The following is a 19,474-nucleotide window of genomic DNA, read 5'->3' as shown; positions in this document are numbered from 1 at the left end:
CGCGGTCGGCGCAGCGGTCGAGCACGTCCTGCGGGTCGTGGGCCGGCGGCAGGACCGGCTGCCCACCGTCGGCGACGGTCGTGAACGCGGCCGCCAGATCGTCGGCCAGCAGGGCGCTGCCGGCCGCATCGAGCAGCAGCGGATGGGCGCTGATGGTCAGGACACCGGGGTCCTGGCGACGACCGGGCAGCCAGGTCATCGACACCGCGCCGGGCACGCCGCCGGCGCCGGCAGCCGAGCCGGGGGCGAGCACCGTCAGCGCCTGCCCGTCGGGCGTCGGACCGGGGACGTACTCCCACAGTCCGGGAACGGTCCGCCCCACGCGCAGCGCCAGTTCGGGATGGGCTGCAGCGAGCGCATCGACGATCGCGCGGACCTGCGCCGCGTCGGTGCGCGGCGGTGTCGGGACGGTCAGGACCCGGGCCGCCGCCAGCAGGCTCGCCTCGTGGGCCGGATCGTCTGCTGCCGGGTCCTCGGCTCCCGGATCGGCTGTTGCCGGGTCGTCGTGGGCCAGGACCCATTCCTGCGCGCCCGGCACCGTCCCGGTCAGCGGGAGTGCGGCCGGATCGGCGTCTGCGTCGTCGTCGCCGGATCTGGAGGGCTCGGTTCCCGCTCGCAGCGGCGGTCCGAGCACCGTGTGCGGATCGGCCAGCAGGGCACGCAGGTAGTCGGCGTACTCCTGGGCGAGGGCGGTCATCGCGGGGCGCTGGCCGGCCGGACCGTGAAAGGACAGGGCCGCCTCGCCGGTGGCGGCGTCGACCTCGAAGAAGACGTCGATATCGCCGGTCGGTCCGGAGGAGAGGATCTCCAGGCGGGCCTGCAGACCAGCGGCGCTGAAGGCCCGGGTGGTCATCGGCAGGACGTTGGCTCCCACGCCGAGCAGCCGGCGCGGCGCACCGGCCTCGCGCAGACTGCGGCGCAGGTCCTCGCCGCGGAACCGGCTGTGCGGATGCACCGCGCGCAGGGTGGCGTCGATGTCGCCGGCCAGCTGCCGCCAGGTGGTGCCCGAACGCAGTCGTACGCGCAGCGGCAGCACGGTGGCCAGGGTGCCCAGCTGGGTGCGCAGCTCCCCGGTGATCCGCCCCGACATCGGGGTGGCCAGCAGCAGATCATGCCGGCCGGTGCGGCGGTACAGGAAACCGGCCAGGGTGGCCAGCAGCAGACCGGCCGTGCGCACACCGAGTTCGCGGCCGCAGCCGTAGAGGCGGACGCGCTCGTCCGCGGTCAACGGGACCGGCACGATGATGGCCCGGCGGGCCACCGGTTGCAGGTCGTCGAGCAGGCGGGGCGGCGGCGGTGCGCCGGCGATCTGTTCGAGCCAGAAACGTTCGTCGGCGACGAACTGCGGCGAGGTCCGGTACCGCTCATCTGCGGTGGCCAGGGTCGCCGCCTCCCAGGTCTGTTCGCCGGGTTCGGGGTCGCCGGCCAGGGTCCGGCCGTACCGGGTGAGGGCGGCCGAGAGCATCAGGCCCACGGCGGTGCCGTCGAGCACCAGGTGGTGGGCGCTGAGGTAGGCCAGCGTGTGCTCGTCGCCCACGCGCAGCAGGCTGGTGCGCAGCAGCGGTCCGGTGCTGGTGTCGTAGGGCCGCGCCAGCGCGGCATCGATCCAGGCGCGTGCGGCCGCCGGTGGATCGGTCTCCCCCCGCAGATCGACCACCTCGCACGGAGGCAACTGGTCGATCGTCTCCTGGAACACCTGACCGTCGGCGGTGACGAACCGGACACGGGTGGCCTGCGACCGGGACATGGTGTCCTCGATCGCCGACCGCAGGGCCGGGAAGTCCACCGGACCGTGGGCGTGCGCCACCAGGGCGGTGGTGTACGCGGTCGCGTCGTCGGTGGCTCTATCGGCCATCCAGATCTCGCGCTGGGCCGCGGTCAGCGGGGTGCGCAGGGCGGGGGGAGAGGTCTGCACGTGCATCAGGAGACGGGCTTGGCGGCCTTCACCGCGGCGGCGATGTTCTCGGCCTGACGCTCGACGGCGGCGGTGGTGTACGCGTACGGGGTCCGCAGCGGGAACAGGTTACCGGCCTTGACCGCGGGCAGCTGGGCGAAGGCGGGGTTGTCCAGCAGTGCCTGGGTGCGGGCGGTCGCGTTGCCCTCGTAGTCGGCCTCGTAGAACAGGATGTTCGCCGAGGAGAGCCGGTTGATGTCTTCCAGCGAGATCTGCTGGTTGTAGCGCTTCGGGTTGGCGTCGACGCCGCTGAAGTACTTCAGGCCGGCCAGGGTGAGCCGCTGGTACATCAGCGACTTGTTGGTGGCGATCTGGTACTGGCCCGGCTCGTCGGAGCCTTCGACGAAGGCGACGGTGCCGAGCTTGGCGATCGCATCCTTGTTGTCGGTGGCGATGGACTTGAGCTGATCGTCCAGCCCGGCCAGACGGTCCTTGGCGAACTGTCCGCAGCCGATCGCATCGGCGACGTTCTGGTAGTTCTTCCAGACGTCGGTGGGCTCCTGGATCTCGAAGGCGACGGTCGGTGCCGCGACCTCGTTGACCTCGTCGACGGCCAGGGTCTTGGCCATGTCCTGGCGGACGAAGGTGATCATCAGATCCGGGTCCAGTGCCAGGACCTGCTCCTTGTTGACCCCGCTGGTGACCGAGCCGATATCGGGGACGCCCTCGACCACGGTGAGCTCTTGCGGGGTGGCGTTGCGCTTGTAGTCGTCGAGCATGCCGACCGGGCGCACACCCATATCGATCAGCTGAGTGCCCACCAGCCAGCCGGAGATGATGCGCTGCGGGGCGGCGGGGACCTCGACGTCGCCGAGGAAGGTGCCGGTCACGGTGCGCTCGCCGGTCAGGTCGCCGGCGGCGCAGGGCACGGCCGGGTTGTCGCCGGCGGGGGCGGCGTTCTGGGTGTCGGTGTTGCTGCCGCAGGCGGCCAGCAGGGTGCCGGTCGCCAGGAGTGCGGCGGCCAGGCGGATGCGGCGACGAGGCAGCCGAGTCGCGGCCGGAGCGGTGGGAAGCATGGTGGGGTTCCTTCACATGATCGGTGCCGACGGGGCGGCGGTTCGGTGGCGGGGGAACGCAAGCGCTCCACAAGTGAGGTTAGGGTAACCTACGTCATTGTTCCGGTGCGGTCGGCCCCCGGGCAGGTCAGTTCCCGGTGCAGAGCCGAGGTGAGTGCGGCCAGGTCGTCGGTGCTCAGCACCGTCGACGACCAGGTCAGTTCCACGGTCAGGAGCGCAGTGCCGTCGGCGTCTCGCTGGACCCGGCCGTCGACGGTCAGCGGATGATCCACCGACAGATCGGGCTCGGGCGTGGTGCGGGTCCAGCGGGAGGCCGGCGCCGGGCGCCAGGGGCCGGCATCACCGGACAGATCGAGGACTCCCAGGTAGTTCACCAGCACCTGCGCGCGTGGTGAGCGAGACAGCACGCGAGCGGTGCGCGGGTTGGCGTAACGGGCCAGCCCGTAGCCGTAGCCCGGTTGCGCCAGCTGCGGGAGCAGCGCCGCCGGACCGGGATCGGCCGGGTCGTAGCGCACCGGCCACAGCGCCGTCAGCCAGCCGACAGTCTCGGACAGATCGTCGTCGAGTAGATCCCGGCCGTGGCCTTCGACATCGATCAGGAACGGCTCCGGCGCGTGACCGGTGGCGGTGCGCCAGCGGTCGATCGCACCGGCGACCGCGGCGACGAAGTGCGCGGTGACCGATTCTGCGGTCAGGAACCCGGTGGTCTCGGGCGCGGTCAGGGTGACCGTCGTACTGCGCAGCTCGTCCTGAACACCGGGTACGGCGTCCGGCCACAGCGGCGCCGCACCGGCCAGGGTGGTGCGCCAGCGGGTGGCCTCGGCGATCATCTCGCGGCCATTGGCCTTGGCGTGGACGGCATCGGTGTAGGCGGCGTAGCCGGTGGCCGGCGGCGGCAGAGCCGGGTCGGAGCCGGCGCTCAGGGCGGCATCGGCTTCGGCGAGGTCGTCGAGCAGGATCCGCCAGGACACCACATCGACGGCCAGATGATGAGCCACCAGGATCAGCCAGCCGGCCGCCGGGGTGAGGACGGCGACGGCCTGCAGGCAGCGGCCGGTGGCCGGGTCGAGCCGGGCCTGAGCCGATGCGGCCAGGTCCGCGAACTCGTCGGGCGTGGGCGTATCGGTACGACGCTGCACGGTGAGTACGTCGGCGGCGGCCGGGCTGCCCGGCGGGGCGCAGTGCACGGTCCACATGCCGGCGGCATTCCGGTCGACTTCGACCTGTTGCCGCAGCGCTTCGTGGCGGCGCAGGACGGTGTCGAGGACCGCGGTGACCCGCGCGGGATCGATCGCATCCGGCAGGACGACGGTCATCGATTGGGTCAGCGACTGCCAGCGGCCGCTGCGGGCGGCCAGCCGTGCGGTGATGGGGGTCAACGGCAGCGGACGGGTGCGCTCGATGGACGCGGCGGGCGCCGGCGCGACCGCCACCGGGCGTGCGGCGGCGGCCAGGGCGGCGACCGTGCGGTCGGTGAAGATCTGCGCGATGTCCACCTCCAGCCCGCGCCGGCGCAGCCGGTTGATCACGGTGATCGCCACGATGCTGTCGCCGCCGAGCGCGAAGAAGTCGTCTTCGCGATGCACGCCCATGGCCTCGGGGAGATGGAGCACCTGGCCGAAAACCTCGGCGACGGTCTGTTCGGCGGCGGATTCTTGGGCGGCGGATTCTTCGGCGGCACCGTCGACGGCAGCGCCGCTGCGCACGGTCACCGGATCGGGCAGCCGGCTGCGGTCGAGTTTGCCGTTGACGGTCACCGGCAGCGCATCGAGCATCGTGACGGTGGCCGGCACCAGATGCGCCGGCAGCGTCGCCGCCGCCTCGGCCAGCAGCGCGGGCACGTCCACCGCAGCGTGCGGATCGGCGGCCACACCGTAGGCGGCCAGGACCGTCCGCCCGTCGGCGGTCGTGTGCCCGATCGCCACGGCCTGGGCCAGCCGGCCGGTGGCCAGCAGGGCCTGCTCGATCTCCCCGGGTTCGACGCGCTGGCCGCGGAGTTTGAGTTGCCCGTCGCTGCGACCGGCGTATTCCACCACCCCCGCGGCGGTCCACCGGGCGATGTCGCCGGTGCGGTACATCCGGTCACCGGTCCCGGAGAACGGCGAGGCGACGAAGGCGCTCGCGGTGAGTCCGGGCCGGCCCGCGTAGCCGCGAGCCAGCTGGACACCCGACAGATACAGGTCGCCCCACATGCCCAGGGGCCGCTCCCGCAGGTCGGGGCCCAGCACGTGCAGTCCGGTGTTCCAGACCGGGCGGCCGATCGGGATCTGGGGGCCGGAGGTTCCGGTGAGATCGATCTCGGTGACATCGACCGCCGCCTCGGTCGGGCCGTACAGATTGTGCAGGGCGGCGGTGGGGAAGCGATCGCGCACACCGTCGCGCAGCGGTGCGGTCAGAGCCTCACCCGAGCACAGGATGCGCCGCAGCTGCGGCAGCGGCTGGGCGGTCTCGGCCAGGAACGCCCGCAGCATCGACGGAACGAAATGCACCGTGGTGATCCGGTGTTCGGTCAGCAGTTGCGCGAGCCGAACCGGATCCCGGTGCGCACCGGGATCGGCCATCACCACGGTGGCACCGGCCAGCACCGGCCACAGCAGTTCCCAGACCGAGACGTCGAAACCGGTCGGCGTCTTGTGCAGGACCGGCTCCCCGGGCACCAGGGCGAAGCGGTCCTGCATCCACTCCAGCCGGTTGACGATCGCTCGCTGATCGACGACGACGGCCTTGGGGGTGCCGGTGGAGCCGGAGGTGTACAGCAGATAGGCGGCGCGGCCGGAGGGCAGTGAGCCGGGGGCCGGCAGCGCCGCCGGACCGCTGGCCAAGGACGGGCCGCCGACCGGGGTGCCGCGGGTGTCGACGCGCACGGCCGGGATGCCTTCGTCGGGCAGATCCGTCCGGTCGGTCACGAGCACCGCCGGTGCGGCATCCTCGAGCAGGAACCGCCGGCGGGCCGGGGGAAGGTCGCGGTCCAGCGGCAGATAGGCGGCACCGATGCGGTGGGCGGCCAGGACCGTGACCAGCAGGGCCGCCGACCGGGGCAGGTCCACCGCGACCAGCCCGTCCACGCCGGCGCCGACAGCGCGCAGGCGGCGGCCCAGCCGGTCGACCGCGGCAGCCATTTGCGCGTAGGTCAGGCGATCGGTTCCGGCGATCACCGCGGGGACCTGCGGATGGGCGGCGACGGTGCGGGCGAAAAGGTCCGGCAGGTCGGTGTCGGCGACGGTCCGGGCGGTGTCGTTGAAACCGGCGATCTGCAGCCGGTCGGCGGGCGGGGTCAGGTCCAGGCCGGCCAGGGGTGCCTGCGGGGCCGCAGCCATCTGCTCCAGGGCCGTCACCAGCATCGCGGCGATACGTTCGACAGTCTCGCGCTGGAAAAGGTCGGAGGAGAATTCGATCCGCCCGGACAGCCCCGGGCCGCCGGTGTGCTCGAGCAGTTCGACGGTCAGATCGAACTTCGCCCAGCTGGGCACGCTCGGCTCGACCCCGGCCGTCAGGCCCGCGAACTCCGGCTCGGGCACCGGACCGCGGTACTGCAGCATGGTCTGGAAGAGCGGATTGCGGCCGTAGCGGCGCGGTGGATCGACGGCCTCGACGATCTCGGCGAACGGCAGGAGTTGATGTTCCAGGGCGGCCAGGTCCACCTCGCGGACCTGTGCGATCAGCTCGGCCACCGTCGGATCGTCGTCGAGGACGGTGCGCAGCACCACCGTGTTGGTGAACATGCCGACTACCCCCTGCAGATCGGGGTGGGTGCGATTGGCTACCGGCGTGCCCACCGGCAGATCCCGCGATCCGGTGAGCTGGTGCAGGACGGTGACGAGTGCGGCGTGGGCGATCATGAAACCGGTGGCGCGGTGCGCGAGCGCCAGCGCCTGCAGGGCTGCGCCGAGCCGTGCGTCGACGGTGAAGTCGACGGTGCCGCCGCGACCGGTGGGGTGTTCGGGCCGCCGGTGATCGTAGGGCAGGGCCAGCTCGTCCGGGGCTGCGCGCAGGGTCTGCGCCCAGAAGGCGCGTTCGCGGTCGCGAAGCGTGATGCCGTCGGGCCCGGGCCGATCGAGTTCACCGGTCTGCCAGGCCACCGCGTCGGCGTACTGCACCGCGGGGTCGGGCCCGGCCGGCGCGCCGCCGGCCAGCCGGTGCCGGTAGTGCTCGGCCAGGTCGTCGAACAGCAGGGGAGCGCACCACTCGTCGGCGGCGGTGTGATGCACCGTCAATTGCAGCAGATGCTCGTGTGCGGTGAGCTCGGCCACGTCGACGCGGAGGGGCAGGTCGGTGGCCGGTGCGAACGGCCGTCCGGCGGCCTCGTTCAGTGCGGCCGGGGCCTGCGGGCCGCGATGGACGGCGAACTCGGGGACGGTCCCGGCCGGCTGGATGCGCATGTGCAGCCGGCCGTCGTCGGCGGTGAACAGTACGGTGCGCAGGGCCTCGTGTCGGTCGACGAGATCGGCCGCCGCCGCGCGCAGCGCCGCAGCGTCGAGAGGGCCGTGCAGCCGCAGACGGAAAGGCAGGTGATAGGCGGCCCCATGCCGTCCGCTGCCGGCGGCGGTGAGCTGCTCGGCCGACCACACACCCTGCTGCGCCGGTGAGGCCGGCAGTGGATCGGGCCGGGTCAGCGGTACCGGCCGGGAACGGTCGGGTTCGGCACGCAGCCGATCGATCTCGGCGGCCAGCAGCGCCGGACTCGGCTGGTCGAAGACACTCCGGATCGGCAGTTCCACCCCCCATTCGGTGGCCGCGCGATGCGCCAGCCGGGTGGCCAGCAGCGAGTGGCCGCCCAGGGCGAAGAAATCGTCGTCCGCGCCGACCGCTCCGACGCCGAGCAGATCGGCGAAGATCTGTGCCAGCGTGTGCTCGGTCGGAGTGACCGGGCTGCGTCCGGGGGTGGGCGCCAGCGTCTGCGGATCGGGCAGGGCCCGGCGGTTCACCTTCCCGTTGGGCAGGCTCGGCAGCTCCTCGAGCAGCAGCACCGCGGGGACCTGCGGTGCCGGGACCCGCTCGGCGAGGGCGCGCTGGATGTCCGCGGCGGTCGGGGCGCCGGGGCCGCCGGCGACGGTGACGTAGGCCCACAACCCCTGGGTGCCGGCCGCATCGGTCCTGCCCGCCACCGCCGCCGCGGTGACTCCGGGAATCTGCTGCAGGGAGGCTTCGATCCCGGCTGTCTCGACCCGGTGGCCGCGGATCTTCACCTGCCCGTCGGTGCGGCCGTGGAACTCCAGGCGGCCGTCGCGGCGCCACCGGCCCAGATCCCCGGTGCGGTACAGCCGTCCCGGACCGAACGGGTTGGCGACAAACCGTTCGGCCGTCAGGGCCGGCCGGTGCAGATAGCCGCGCACCACCTGGCGCCCGGCCAGGTAGATCTCGCCCATGGTCCCCCGCGGGACCGGGCGCAGCAGGTCGTCGAGCAGTACGACGGAGGTACCCGGAACCGGACGGCCGATCGAGGCCGATTCAGCCGCGGTGACGTCTTCGGTGGCCAGCTCGGCGACGGTGACGTCCCCGACCACCTCGGAGGATCCGTACGAGTTCACCAACTGGGCGTGCGGAGAGACGCGGGCGAGATCGGCGACCACGCCGGCCCGCAGCGGTTCGCCGGACAGGATCCAGCGGGTCAGCCCGGCGCAGGCCGCCGGGGCGATACCTGCCAGGGTGGCGGCCAGCGAGGGCACCGCGGTCAGCTGGTTGATTCCCGCGTCGGTGAGCAGCAGGGCCTGGGCGGCCGGATCGGTGCGCTGCGCATCGTCGGCCATCACGATCGTCGCGCCGGCGGTGAACGCGCCGAGCAGTTCGGTCAGACCGTCGATGAACGCCAGGGAACTCTTGGCCAACCGGATCTCACCGGGCCGGGCCGGCCAGAGGCGTCCGGCCCAAGACAGGCGCACGGCCAGCCCGTCGCGGGTGCCGGCCACGGCTTTGGGCAGCCCGGTGGAACCGGAGGTGTAGACCAGATAGGCCAGATCGCCGGCCCGGTAGACCGGCGGCGCCGATACCGGCTGTGTGGGCGACATGTCGACGGACCGCAGCTCATCGACCCTGATCACCGCCGCATCGTGGTCGGGCAGTCGGGTCTGCGCCGTGGTGAGCACGACTGCCGGGCGGGCATCGGCCAGGGTGTAGGCGAGCAAGTCGCGGGGATACTCCAGGTCCAGCGGCAGGACGGCGGCTCCGGCCCGCAGGACGGCCAGGACGGCGGTCAGCGAGTCGACGCTGCGGGGCAGGGCGATCGCCACCACCGCATCGGCGCCGGCCCCGGCCTCGCGCAGCCGTGTGCTCAGTGCGGTGACCCGCTGTTCCAGTGCGTCGGCGGTCAGCGCGCGGTGGTCGTCGCGGACGATGAGTCGATCGGCCGCTGCACCGGCCGGCTGCAGCAGCGCCGCCAGCTCGGTGCTCTCCGGTTTCGGCCCGGTGCCCTGCTGCAGCAGCGCCGCCACCTCATCGGGTCCGTCGGCACGCAGCGCCGCTGCGGTGGCGGCGGGATCGTCGGCCAACCGCGTGAGCACCTCGATCAGGGTCCGGGCCAGCCGGCCGGCCCGATGCTCGGAGACGGCCGCGGGCAGATGGTGCAGCCGGATCTGCAGTTCGGGTTCGACGATGGCCTGCACGGTGAGCGGATAGTGCGTCGAATCGCGCGGGGAGATGCCGTCCGGGGTCAGCCCGGCGGCGGCGAAGGCCTGGTTCAGGGCGGCGGAGGAGGCCGGATGATTCTCTACCACCAGAAGGGTGTCGAACAGTGCGCTCATCCCCGCCGCACCGGCGATGGCCGGCAGCCCCACCCAGTGGTCGTTGAGGACCTGCGCCTGATCGTGCTGGACGGTGGCGGCGATCTCGAGCAGCGAGTGGTCCCCGTGCGCCCGCACCCGCACCGGGATGGCGCCGATGGTCATGCCGATCACCGTCTCGGCGCCGCTGAACTCGGGGCTGCGGCCCGAGACCGTTGCGCCGAACAGCACATCGCTGAGCCCGGTGTGCAGGCCCAGGGTCAGACCCCAGGCGGTCTGCAGCAGCGAGCCCAGGGTGAGTCCGGCGGTGCGGGCACGGGCGGCGAGGCGATCGCCGAGGTCGCCCAGGCCGTCGCACCGCACCTCCCGGGGGCGTCCGCCCAGCCCGGCGCCGTCGTCGTGGGCGATCATGGTCGCCGTGGCGGTGCCGTCGAGCAGTTGCGTCCACCGCGCCAGGGCGGCGGCGGTGTCCTGCTGATCGAGCCAGGCCAGATAGTCGCGGAACTGGCGGACCGCCGGCAGCGCCGCAGTCGATCCGCCGTCGGCGTAGGTGAGCACGATTTCGCGCAGCAGCAGCGGCGAGGACCAGCCGTCGAGCAGCAGGTGGTGGTGGGTGAACAAAAGCCGCCAACGGTCCTCGCCGAATCGGCCCAGCGTCAACCGCAGCAGCGGGGGGCTGGCAAGATCGAAACGGCGGTCCCGCTCGGCATCGCCGAGTGCGGCCCAGTAGCGGTGGGCTTGGGGTGAGCCGCTCAGATCGTGTTCGGTCCAGCCGATACGGGCGCCGTCGAGGATCAGCGCGACCGGTTCGCCGTTCTTGCGGCGGCGGAAGGCGGCCCGCAGATTCGGATGCCGATCGAAGACCGCCTGGGCGCTGCGCTGCAGTAATACCGGATCCAGTGCACCGTGCAGACCGATATCGGCCTGCACGATGTACGGGTCGGCGTCTGCGGGATCGAGCGAGGACGCGTAGAGGAGACCGTCCTGGACCGGAGTCAGCGGCATGATCTCGGCGAGTTTCATCGGGGTGTCCTCATCGGCTCGGGGCGGGGGACCGCACCGGACTCCGAAGACCCGGGCGGGGACGGCACTGTGCCGCATATAAGGTAAGCATTACCAAACTAAAGCGGTGTGTCGGGTCGGGTGATCCGCGGCACAGAGCCGTCGGACCCCGCCGACGGCGGGCACAGAGCGAAGAGGGTGAACCGAGACCGCACATGAGCGCTGCAGTCGACATCCACCAACAGGGCCCGACCCCGGGCGCCCGCGGTGCGCAGAAGGATCCTGGGCAGAAGAATCCTGGGCAGGGTCTGGCGCGCACCAATGCCCGCCGCGCACTGGGCTGGCTGCTGTTGCTGGCGGTTCTGGCCGGCCTGGTGGTCGCCAGCCTGCTGGTGGGTACCACCGGCATCCCGTTGAGCACCATCTGGGAAGCGATGGTGCACTTCGATCCGGGCCAGTCGATTCACCATTCGATCCGTGACGAGCGTCTGGCCCGCACGCTGCTGGGTGTGCTGGTCGGGATGTCCCTGGCGGTGGCGGGCGCGCTGATCCAGGCGATGACCCGTAACCCGCTGGCCGATCCGGGCATCCTGGGGGTCAACGCCGGGGCGGCGTTCTTCGTGGCCTTGGCGATGGGACTGTTCGGCCTGACCGGCATCTGGGCCAACATCTGGTTCGCCTTCCTCGGCGCGATCGTGGCCACGGTGGTGGTGTACGCGATCGGCTCGCGCGGAGTGACCGGTGCCACCCCGATCAGGCTGACGCTGGCCGGCGTGGCCGTGGGGGCATTGCTCACCGGGATCACCACCGGCCTGGTCCTGCTGGAGCCGGCGACCTTCGAACAGATGCGGTTCTGGAGTGCCGGCTCGATCGGCGGTCGCGGGCAGCAGGTTCCGCTGGCGATCCTCCCGTTCATCGCGCTGGGGATTGTGCTGGCCGCCTCGGTGGCCGGTTCGCTCAACGCGGTCGCGCTCGGGGACGACCTGGCCCGCGCCTTGGGTGCCGATGTGGTGCGCACCCGCGTGGTCGGCGTCGTCGCGGTGACGCTGCTGTGCGGTGCGGCCACCGCGGCCGCCGGACCCATCGGCTTCGTGGGTCTGATGATCCCGCATCTGTGCCGCTGGCTGGTGGGCCCGGAGCAACGGTGGATCTTCGCCTATTCGCTGGTGGCCGGCCCCATTCTGCTGCTGGGTTCCGATATCGTCGGCCGGCTGCTGTTGCGGCCCACCGGGCTGCAGGTCGGCATCGTCACCGCCTTCCTGGGGGCGCCGGTGCTGATCGCCTTCGTCCGCCGGAGTAAGGCCAGCGGACTGTGACCGACATCGATTTCGGCCGCCGGGTGGCGGTGGTGCGGACCGCGGACGGCCGGGTGAGTCTGCGCGCCGACCTGCGCGCGATGCTGGTGGTGGCCGTGGTGGTGGTGGCCACGGGGGGAGTCTTCGCAGCGACCCTCATGCTCGGTGACCTCTACATCCCGGCCGGACGGGTGCTGTCGGCGATCTTCACCGAACCGGCCACCCGCGCCGAGCGGGGGATCGCCCGGGTGGTGCAGGACCGGCTCGCCCGCGCCCTGCTGGCGGTCCTGCTCGGCATCGCTCTGGGGATCAGCGGTGCGGTGATTCAGTCGCTCACCCGCAACCCGCTGGGCAGCCCCGATGTGATCGGCTTCAACACCGGTGCCTACACCGGTGCGCTGCTCGTCATCGTCTTCGGCGGGGCGGGCGGTTACCTCAGTGCCTCGGCGGCTGCCCTGGCCGGCGGCATCGGGACGGCGCTGGTGGTCTACCTGCTGGCCTTCCGGCAGGGCGTGCAGGGCTTCCGGCTGATCGTGGTCGGCATCGGGGTCAGCGCCATGCTCGCCTCGGTCAACACCTGGCTGATCCTGACAGCCGATCTGGACACCGCGATGTCGGCGGCCGCCTGGGGCGCCGGTTCGCTGAGCCTGGCGACGATGGACACGGTGGCGGTGGTGGCGGTCGTGCTCGCGGTGGTGCTGATCCTGCTGGTGCCGTTCGCTCCGGGCATGAAGGTTCTGGAGATGGGCGACGACGCCGCCGCCGCGCTCGGGGTCCGGACCGAGCGCACGCGGCTGGGGCTGCTGGTGCTCGGCGTCGCGCTGACCGCGCTAGCCACCGCGGCCGCCGGGCCCATCGCCTTCGTCGCCCTGGCCGCACCGCAGCTGGCCAAGCGGATGACCCGTTCGGCGGGGGTGACGCTGGTCGCGGCCGCCGCCGTCGGCGCCCTGCTGCTGTCGGTGTCGGATCTGATCGCTAAACGCCTGTTCGCCCCGCTGCAACTCCCGGTCGGGGTGGTGACCGTCTCGATCGGCGGCATCTACCTGATCTGGCTCATCGCACAGGAAACCCGGAGGAACTGATGGTCTCGATACGAGTGCGCCGCGAGGCCCAGATCCCGGGACCGGTCACCGATGGGCCGCGCCTGGTCGCCGAGCAACTGACCCTCGGTTACGACAAGCGCGTGATCAGCAGCGAGCTGAGCGTGGCGATCCCCGACGGCTCGTTCACGGTGATCATCGGCCCCAACGCCTGCGGCAAGTCGACGCTCCTGCGGGCACTGTCCCGGCTGCTGACCCCCGAGCGCGGCACCGTCTTACTCGACGGTGCGGCGATCGCCTCGCTGCCGGCCAAGGAGGTGGCGCGCCGGCTCGGGCTGCTGCCGCAGACCTCGGTGGCACCCGAAGGCATCCGGGTGGCCGATCTGGTGGCCCGCGGCCGCTTTCCGCACCAAGGTCTGATCCGGCAGTGGTCGGCGGCCGATGAGGCCGCGGTGGCCGAGGCGATGGCGGCCACCGGCGTCGATGCGCTCGCGGGGCGGCTGGTCGACGAGCTCTCGGGCGGGCAGCGCCAGCGCGTGTGGATCGCGATGGTGCTGGCCCAGCAGACCCCGCTGGTGCTGCTCGACGAGCCGACCACCTACCTGGACATCGCCCACCAGATCGACCTGCTCGACCTGTGCGCCCAGCTCAATCGCAACGGCCACACCCTGGTCGCCGTGCTGCACGACCTGAACCACGCGTTCCGGTACGCCGACAACCTCATCGTGATGAAGGACGGCGCCGTCGTCGCGGAGGGGGCGCCGGCGCAGATCGTCGATGCCGGCCTGATTGAGGAGGTCTTCGGCCTGCCCTGCCGGATCATCGACGATCCCGAATCGCATACGCCCCTGGTGATCCCCCGGGTCGGCGGCTGAACCGGTCAGGACCGCGGCCAGGTGGTCAGGCCGTTGGCCCAGGCCCGGGCCTCGTGGACCCGCGGGGTGGTCAGCCCGTGCGATTCGGGGTAGCGGCGGTAGTCCACGTCGACCCCGGCTGTGCGCATCTGATCGACCAGGCCCTCGGTCAGCGGTGCGAAGGCGACCACGTCGGTCATCCCCTGCTGAATCAGGACCGGTGAGGAGTAGCCGCGCACCGGGACACGTGCGTAGTCGCGCAGAGCCGGAATCAGCGGACCGTCGGCCAGCGGCCGGGTCACCAGTGAGCCCACCGAGATCCCGCGGGTGGCCTGCACCTGCTCGGCGTAGCACCGGTGCCGTGCCTGTTCGACGAGCCGTCGGCCCTGCGGGGTCAGGTACGAGTCGACGCGGGCGTCCGGGCGGACCTGTGTGAGGCCGGCCAGCACATAGGTGAAGTAGGTCAGGTGATCCGGGACGATCGCCGGTGGGAAGCCGGGCGCGATGGTCGCGAAGTAGTCGGCCAGACCGGTGGGAACCGAGTGCGCGATGATCCCGGCCGGGTGGAGCTCGGGCGCGTACTGGGCAGCCAGGTGTCCGGCCCACAGGGAGGTGTGTCCGCCCTGTGATCCGCCGAAGCTCACGAAGCTGCTGGAGGCCTGGTGCGATGAGTACCGGGGGACCACCGTACGTGCGGCGCGGAGCATGTCCAGAACGTTCTTGCCGGCGGTCGCCCCGTCGAGGTAGGCGTGCTCGCCCGGGCCCCCGATACCGGCGTAATCGGTGGCCGCCAGCACGTAGCCGTCGGTGAGCCACGGGCCCAGCCAGGGGTCGCGTTTACCGCCGGTACCCAGTTCCCGGCTCAGCCCGCACTCGTCACCCAGACCGGTGGTCGAATGGTTCCACGCCATGAGCCGATAGCCGCCGCGGCCGGGAGCCTTCTTCGGGATCGAGACGCTCCCCTGGACGGGCACCAGCTTCCCGGTGGGATCCTCGGACAGGTAGGTCACGGCGATGACGCGCCCTGCTCCGGCGATCGTGGTGTCGGCCTGGTCGGTGATATCGCGGGTCGACAGAACGCTGCCGCGTTCGCCGTTCGGGGTGGCCTCGACCGCCGGGACCGGTGCCGACAGCAGCCCGCCGGTCAGCAGCGCCGCGGTCAGCAGGGGCAGTAACCTTTTTCGCACACTCTCTCCTCTTTGCGTCTCGGGGCCCGGTTGCCCGGATGGGTCAGACGGAATGGGTCAGACGGGATGGGTCAGACGGGGACCTGATCGTCGGTCCTGGGTCTACCGACTGCGCGCAGCGCGCCCAGTCCCAGGGCGGCCAGCAGCGCCGCGGCCAGCAGCACCAGACCGTAGTAGCCGATCGCGGTCGGTGCCGCCCAGACCGCGCCGAGGGCACCGGCGGCCAGCGACCCGACGGTCACGCCGGCGACCTCCTGGGCCATCCAGATCCCGTTGACCCGGCCCAGTAGCGGACCGGGCGTGTGCTGCTGGATCAGCATGTATCGCACCACCTCGCCGACCGCATCCAGGAAGCCGATGATCAGGAGCAGCAGCAGGGCGGTCCACAGGGCGGTCGCCAGACTCAAGGTCGCGATCAGACCGAAGGCGGAGATCGTAGCGATCAGCAAGACGATGCCCGGACGCGCGGCGGCCCCGATCCAGCCGCTGGTCAAGGTGGCGATCAGTGCGCCGGCAGCGGTGGCCGCCATCAGATAGCCCACGGCACCGGACTGGTCGCCGAATCGTTCGGTCACCAGTGCCGGCAGGAGGGCGACCAATCCGGCGCCCAGCATGGTGAGCACGCCCAGAAGCATCACCGCGCCCACCACCGGCGTCTGGCGGAAGAAGACCATCATCGACGGCGGCGCAACCGGAGCGGCCCGACGGCCGTCGGTGCCCGGCGGCTCGGGTGTCGCGGTGGGTGCGGTGTCGTCGGGCGTGACCTCGTCGGCTGTGACGTCGTCGGCCAGGGCGGCATGCGGCGGCATCGTGGGCAGACCCAGCAGGATCAGCACTGTGAGCGTGGCCATCGCTGCGGCCACCGAATAGGTCCAGGCGACGCCGCCGAGGCCGATCAGCACTCCGGCCAGGCCCGGAGAGACAGTAGTGCCCAGGCGGACGGTCAACGAACTCAGCGCGCCGACGGCGGCCAGATGCCGGCGGGGGATCAGGGTCGGAACCGCGGCCATCAGCGCCGCGGCCGACAGTGCGCCGATCAGACCGTCGAAACCGGCCAGCAGGTAGAGCACCCAGACCAGAGGCCGGCCGCCGAAGATACCGAAGGCGTTCAGTGCCAGACCCGCGAAGGCCAATGCCGCGGCGCTGCGCCCGACCAGGATCAGGCGCCGTCGATCGAATCGGTCGGCCGCCATTCCGCCCAGCAGCATGCCGGCGAAGGTGCTCACCCCGGTCACGGCCGTGGCCGCACCGACCTGGAACGACGACCCGGTCAGATCCCACATCTGCACCGGCACCGACACCACCAGCATGCCGATGCCGATCAGCGAGATGGCGCGGGCGACGAAGACGCGCCGGAACTCCACGCTGATGCGCAGGGGAGTGACGTCGATGAGGAACCGTCTGGGCGTTGTCATCCTCGTCCTCTCCGGTGAGTAGGCTGTCCGCCGACTACTAAAGTAAGCCTTACCAAAGGAGATGGAATGACTGCCGCCCTCGATCGTGCCCGCATCGTCGACGACCTGGCCCAGGTGCTCGACGTGCCCGTCGCCGACCTGCGCGACGACGTGAATGTGCTGGACATGGGGCTGGATTCGGTGCGGCTGATGGCGCTGATTGAGAGGTGGCGTGCGGCCGGTGCGCACCGTGCCGACATCGTCGTTCTGGCGTCCGACCCGACCCTGGGCTCGTGGGTGCGGGAGCTGACCGCGCACTGACGTGCGGTGCGATCGGCCGGGGCCGGGCGAGTCATCCGGCCGCCCCCGCCGACAGCCCGAGCGCCCGCAGGACGGTGGCCAGCTTGGCGCTGGTCTCGGCCACCTCGGCATCGGGATCGGAGTCGGCGACGATGCCGCCGCCGGCCCAGGTCTGGGCGCCCAGTCCGTCGGGGTCGACCCGGGCGGAACGGATGGTGACCAGCCACTCGCCGCTGCCGCCGTCCGGGCCGGTGCGCGCCCAGCCGACGGCGCCGGCGTAGAAGCCCCGCGGACCCTCCGCGGCCAGGATGTGATCGCGTGCCGCAAGGGTGGGAGTTCCGCAGATCGCCGGGGTCGGATGGACGGCCAGCGCCAGATCCAGCGCGGTGACGCCCGGATCGGCCAGTTCTCCGTGGATCGGGCTGCCCAGATGCCACATGGCCGGGGTGGTGGTCAGTTCCGGCTCGGGCGGGACCTGCAGGCGGCGGCAGAGCGGGGCCAGCGCGTCGGCGATCGCGGTGACCACGTAGGCGTGTTCGCGCAGATCTTTGGCCGAGCGGGCCAGGGCCGCACCCCGCTGCGCATCCTCGGCCGGATCCGGATGGCGCGGTGCCGAACCGGCCAGCGGATGGGCGCTGACGTGCCGGCCGCGTTTGCGTACCAGGATCTCGGGACTGGCGCCGACCAGGGTGCCGGTGTCCCCGGCGGCCGACAGATCCACGACGTAGACCGAGCCGGCCGGATCGCCGGCGCGCAGGGCTGCACCTAGCGCCCACGGGCACAGCGGGGTATCGGCGCGCAGCGACAGGCGGCGGGCCAGCACGACTTTGGACAGGTCGACGTCTAGATCGCGCAGCGCGGTCACCGCGGCTGCGACACGGCGGCGGTGTTCGGTCGGTGCGGGTTCGTGCGCCTGGACGCGCACCCGGGGGAGAGCGGCCTCGCCGGCGGGCTGCCACGGGCCGGGGCTGACCTCCAGTCGATCGGGCGCCCACAGGGCGGCGGGGTCGCGCACATCGAACGGAATCGCCCCGACCAGGGCCGGTACCGTCTCGCGGCGCAACGCATCGGCGGCGTCGCCGGCGGTCCCGAAGGTGTGCGAGCGGCCGTGCCCGAGGATCCGGTGGTCGTTGCGGCAGAGTAGAAAGGGGGGACGCGCGGACGGTTTGCCGGCGTCGGTCCCGATCGCCCGGCGGCCGGTGAGCGAGGGCGTGGTGATCACGGTTCGGCACTCTCCTTCTCGGCGGCGCAGTCGCGGCGGATGGACCGGCGGGCGCCCTGTCATCGCAGAAGCTTAGGTTATGCTCACCTACGTAGTTGATCCGGGTGGGTGTCTGGCCGAACCCGCCGAGCCGACCGAGGAGCGAGTCCGTGCGCAGTGATTCCCGTGCGATCCACGATGTGATCGGTATCGGCTTCGGCCCGTCGAATCTGGCGCTGGCCGTGGCGATCGAGGAATACAACGATCAGGTCCCCGGGGGATTGTCGGCTCGCTTCTTCGAGCGGCGCAGCCGGTTCGACTGGCATCCGGGAATGCTCCTGCCCGGGGCGACGATGCAGGTCTCCTTCTTCAAGGATCTGGCCACCCAGCGCAACACCCGCAGCGGTTACACCTTCCTGGCCTATCTGGCGGAAAAGGGCCGGCTTGCCGACTTCATCAACCTGCAGGACTTCTTTCCGCTGCGGACCGAATTCGCCGACTACCTGCGCTGGGCGGCCGACCGGGTGTCGGTGCCGGTGGACTACGCCAGTGAGGTCACCCGCGTGGACTGGGCCGACGGTCTGTTTCAGGTCCAGGCACCCGACGGGATCCACCGGGCCCGGCACCTGGTGCTGGGCGGCGGTATCCGGGCCAAGGTTCCAGACGGCGTCACCGAGGGGCCGCGGATCTTCCACAATCATGATCTGCTGACCCGGCTGGAACAGCTGCCGTCGCAGGTCAACGGGCGGTATGCGGTCATCGGGGCCGGCCAGAGTGCGGCCGAGGTGGCCGAGTATCTGCACCGGTACACCGACGCCGAGGTGCATTCGGTCTTCACCAAGTACGGATTCACCCCGGCCGACGACAGCCCCTACGCCAACCGGATCTTCGATGCCACCACGGTCGACGAGTTCTTCGGCGCCGAACCGGAGTGGCGGGAACGGATGATGGCCTATCACCGCAGCACCAACTATTCGGCCGTCGACCCCGGCCTGATCGCCGAACTGTATCGGCGCGAGTACGCCGAGCGGGTCGGCGGGGACCGGCGGTTCTTCGTCCACGGCGCCACCGAGATCACCGCACTGCACGAGAGCGGTCCGGCGGCCCGTCTTCGGATCGTCAACCGGCTCACCGATACCGCCTCGCTACTGGACTGCGATGCGGTGATCCTGGCGACGGGTTTCGAGTCCGTTCCGGTCGACGGTCTACTCGGGGAGTTGTCACGGCGCTGCCACGCCGACGAACGGGGTCGCCCGATCCTGGACCGCCAGTACCGGCTGCGCACCGATCCGGAGATCTGCGGATCGATCTTCGTCCAGGGCAATTCCGAACACTCGCACGGGCTGACCTCGACGCTGCTGTCCAATGTGGCGGTGCGCTCGGGGGAGATCGTGCAGGCACTGACGGCCGAACGGGTCGGCGCGGGGGTGCTGCCGGTGGGTGCGGCAGCCTCGTAGCGGTTCGAGCCGCCTGCCCCGTGGGTGGGCCGGCCCCGAGGCGATGGCTACGCTGAAG

11 protein-coding genes are annotated in these 19,474 nt (G+C 71.6%); 5 read left to right on the top strand and 6 right to left on the bottom strand.

Translation table 11 applies throughout. The annotated features are described in order from the left end of the window. From GOHSU_RS14065 to GOHSU_RS14055, 3 genes are all read right to left on the bottom strand, one after another. On the bottom strand, window positions 1-1,915 hold a 1,915-nt coding region (locus GOHSU_RS14065), incomplete at its 3' end, for a condensation domain-containing protein (protein ID WP_162138719.1). Window positions 1,916-1,920: 5 nt separating this feature from the next. After that, on the bottom strand, window positions 1,921-2,970 hold the full coding sequence (locus GOHSU_RS14060; RefSeq protein WP_005943141.1) for an ABC transporter substrate-binding protein: 1,050 nt from the start codon (window positions 2,968-2,970) through the stop codon (window positions 1,921-1,923). A gap of 89 nt (window positions 2,971-3,059) precedes the next feature. Continuing rightward, on the bottom strand, window positions 3,060-10,709 hold the full coding sequence (locus GOHSU_RS14055; protein ID WP_005943139.1) for a non-ribosomal peptide synthetase: 7,650 nt from the start codon (window positions 10,707-10,709) through the stop codon (window positions 3,060-3,062). A gap of 194 nt (window positions 10,710-10,903) precedes the next feature. Between GOHSU_RS14055 and GOHSU_RS14050 the strand changes: the two genes are divergently transcribed. The 3 genes from GOHSU_RS14050 to GOHSU_RS14040 are packed head-to-tail and all read left to right on the top strand — an operon-like array spanning window position 10,904 to window position 13,898. Beyond that, complete coding sequence (locus tag GOHSU_RS14050; protein ID WP_005943138.1) at window positions 10,904-12,004, top strand: FecCD family ABC transporter permease; 1,101 nt, start codon at window positions 10,904-10,906, stop codon at window positions 12,002-12,004. Beyond that, window positions 12,001-13,065 carry a FecCD family ABC transporter permease gene (locus tag GOHSU_RS14045; RefSeq protein ID WP_005943136.1) on the top strand — a complete coding sequence of 355 codons (1,065 nt, stop codon included), beginning with the start codon at window positions 12,001-12,003 and terminating at the stop codon, window positions 13,063-13,065. The genes GOHSU_RS14050 and GOHSU_RS14045 overlap by 4 nt, the downstream gene beginning before the upstream one ends. Beyond that, window positions 13,065-13,898, top strand: coding sequence for an ABC transporter ATP-binding protein (locus GOHSU_RS14040; protein ID WP_005943134.1), 834 nt, complete (start codon window positions 13,065-13,067; stop codon window positions 13,896-13,898). Before GOHSU_RS14045 ends, GOHSU_RS14040 begins: the two co-directional genes overlap by 1 nt. A gap of 5 nt (window positions 13,899-13,903) precedes the next feature. On the opposite strand, the gene GOHSU_RS14035 is transcribed toward GOHSU_RS14040, so the two are convergent. Together GOHSU_RS14035 and GOHSU_RS14030 are read right to left on the bottom strand one after the other, a co-directional pair. Beyond that, the gene (locus GOHSU_RS14035) at window positions 13,904-15,064 is read right to left on the bottom strand and encodes a lipase family protein (RefSeq protein WP_005943132.1); all 1,161 of its coding nucleotides are present in this window, start codon (window positions 15,062-15,064) and stop codon (window positions 13,904-13,906) included. Between the two features lie 71 nt (window positions 15,065-15,135). After that, on the bottom strand, window positions 15,136-16,479 hold the full coding sequence (locus GOHSU_RS14030; RefSeq protein ID WP_005943130.1) for an MFS transporter: 1,344 nt from the start codon (window positions 16,477-16,479) through the stop codon (window positions 15,136-15,138). Window positions 16,480-16,545: 66 nt separating this feature from the next. Between GOHSU_RS14030 and GOHSU_RS14025 the strand changes: the two genes are divergently transcribed. Next, window positions 16,546-16,779: a phosphopantetheine-binding protein gene (locus GOHSU_RS14025; RefSeq protein WP_005943128.1), complete on the top strand. Its 234-nt coding sequence runs from the start codon at window positions 16,546-16,548 to the stop codon at window positions 16,777-16,779. 31 nt (window positions 16,780-16,810) lie between these two features. Here the strand turns inward: GOHSU_RS14025 and GOHSU_RS14020 are convergent, their stop codons facing one another. Continuing rightward, window positions 16,811-17,980: an isochorismate synthase gene (locus tag GOHSU_RS14020; protein WP_005943126.1), complete on the bottom strand. Its 1,170-nt coding sequence runs from the start codon at window positions 17,978-17,980 to the stop codon at window positions 16,811-16,813. A 149-nt stretch (window positions 17,981-18,129) separates the two neighbouring features. On the opposite strand from GOHSU_RS14020, the gene GOHSU_RS14015 reads away from it, so the two are divergent. After that, window positions 18,130-19,416, top strand: coding sequence for a lysine N(6)-hydroxylase/L-ornithine N(5)-oxygenase family protein (locus GOHSU_RS14015; RefSeq protein WP_005943125.1), 1,287 nt, complete (start codon window positions 18,130-18,132; stop codon window positions 19,414-19,416). Window positions 19,417-19,474 lie beyond the last annotated feature (58 nt).

The sequence above is a fragment of the Gordonia hirsuta DSM 44140 = NBRC 16056 genome (genome assembly GCF_000333015.1).
In the GTDB taxonomy this organism is placed as follows: domain Bacteria; phylum Actinomycetota; class Actinomycetes; order Mycobacteriales; family Mycobacteriaceae; genus Gordonia; species Gordonia hirsuta.
The sequence above is the reverse complement of the archived record's forward strand: the minus strand, read 5'-3'. Positions and strand labels throughout refer to the sequence as shown.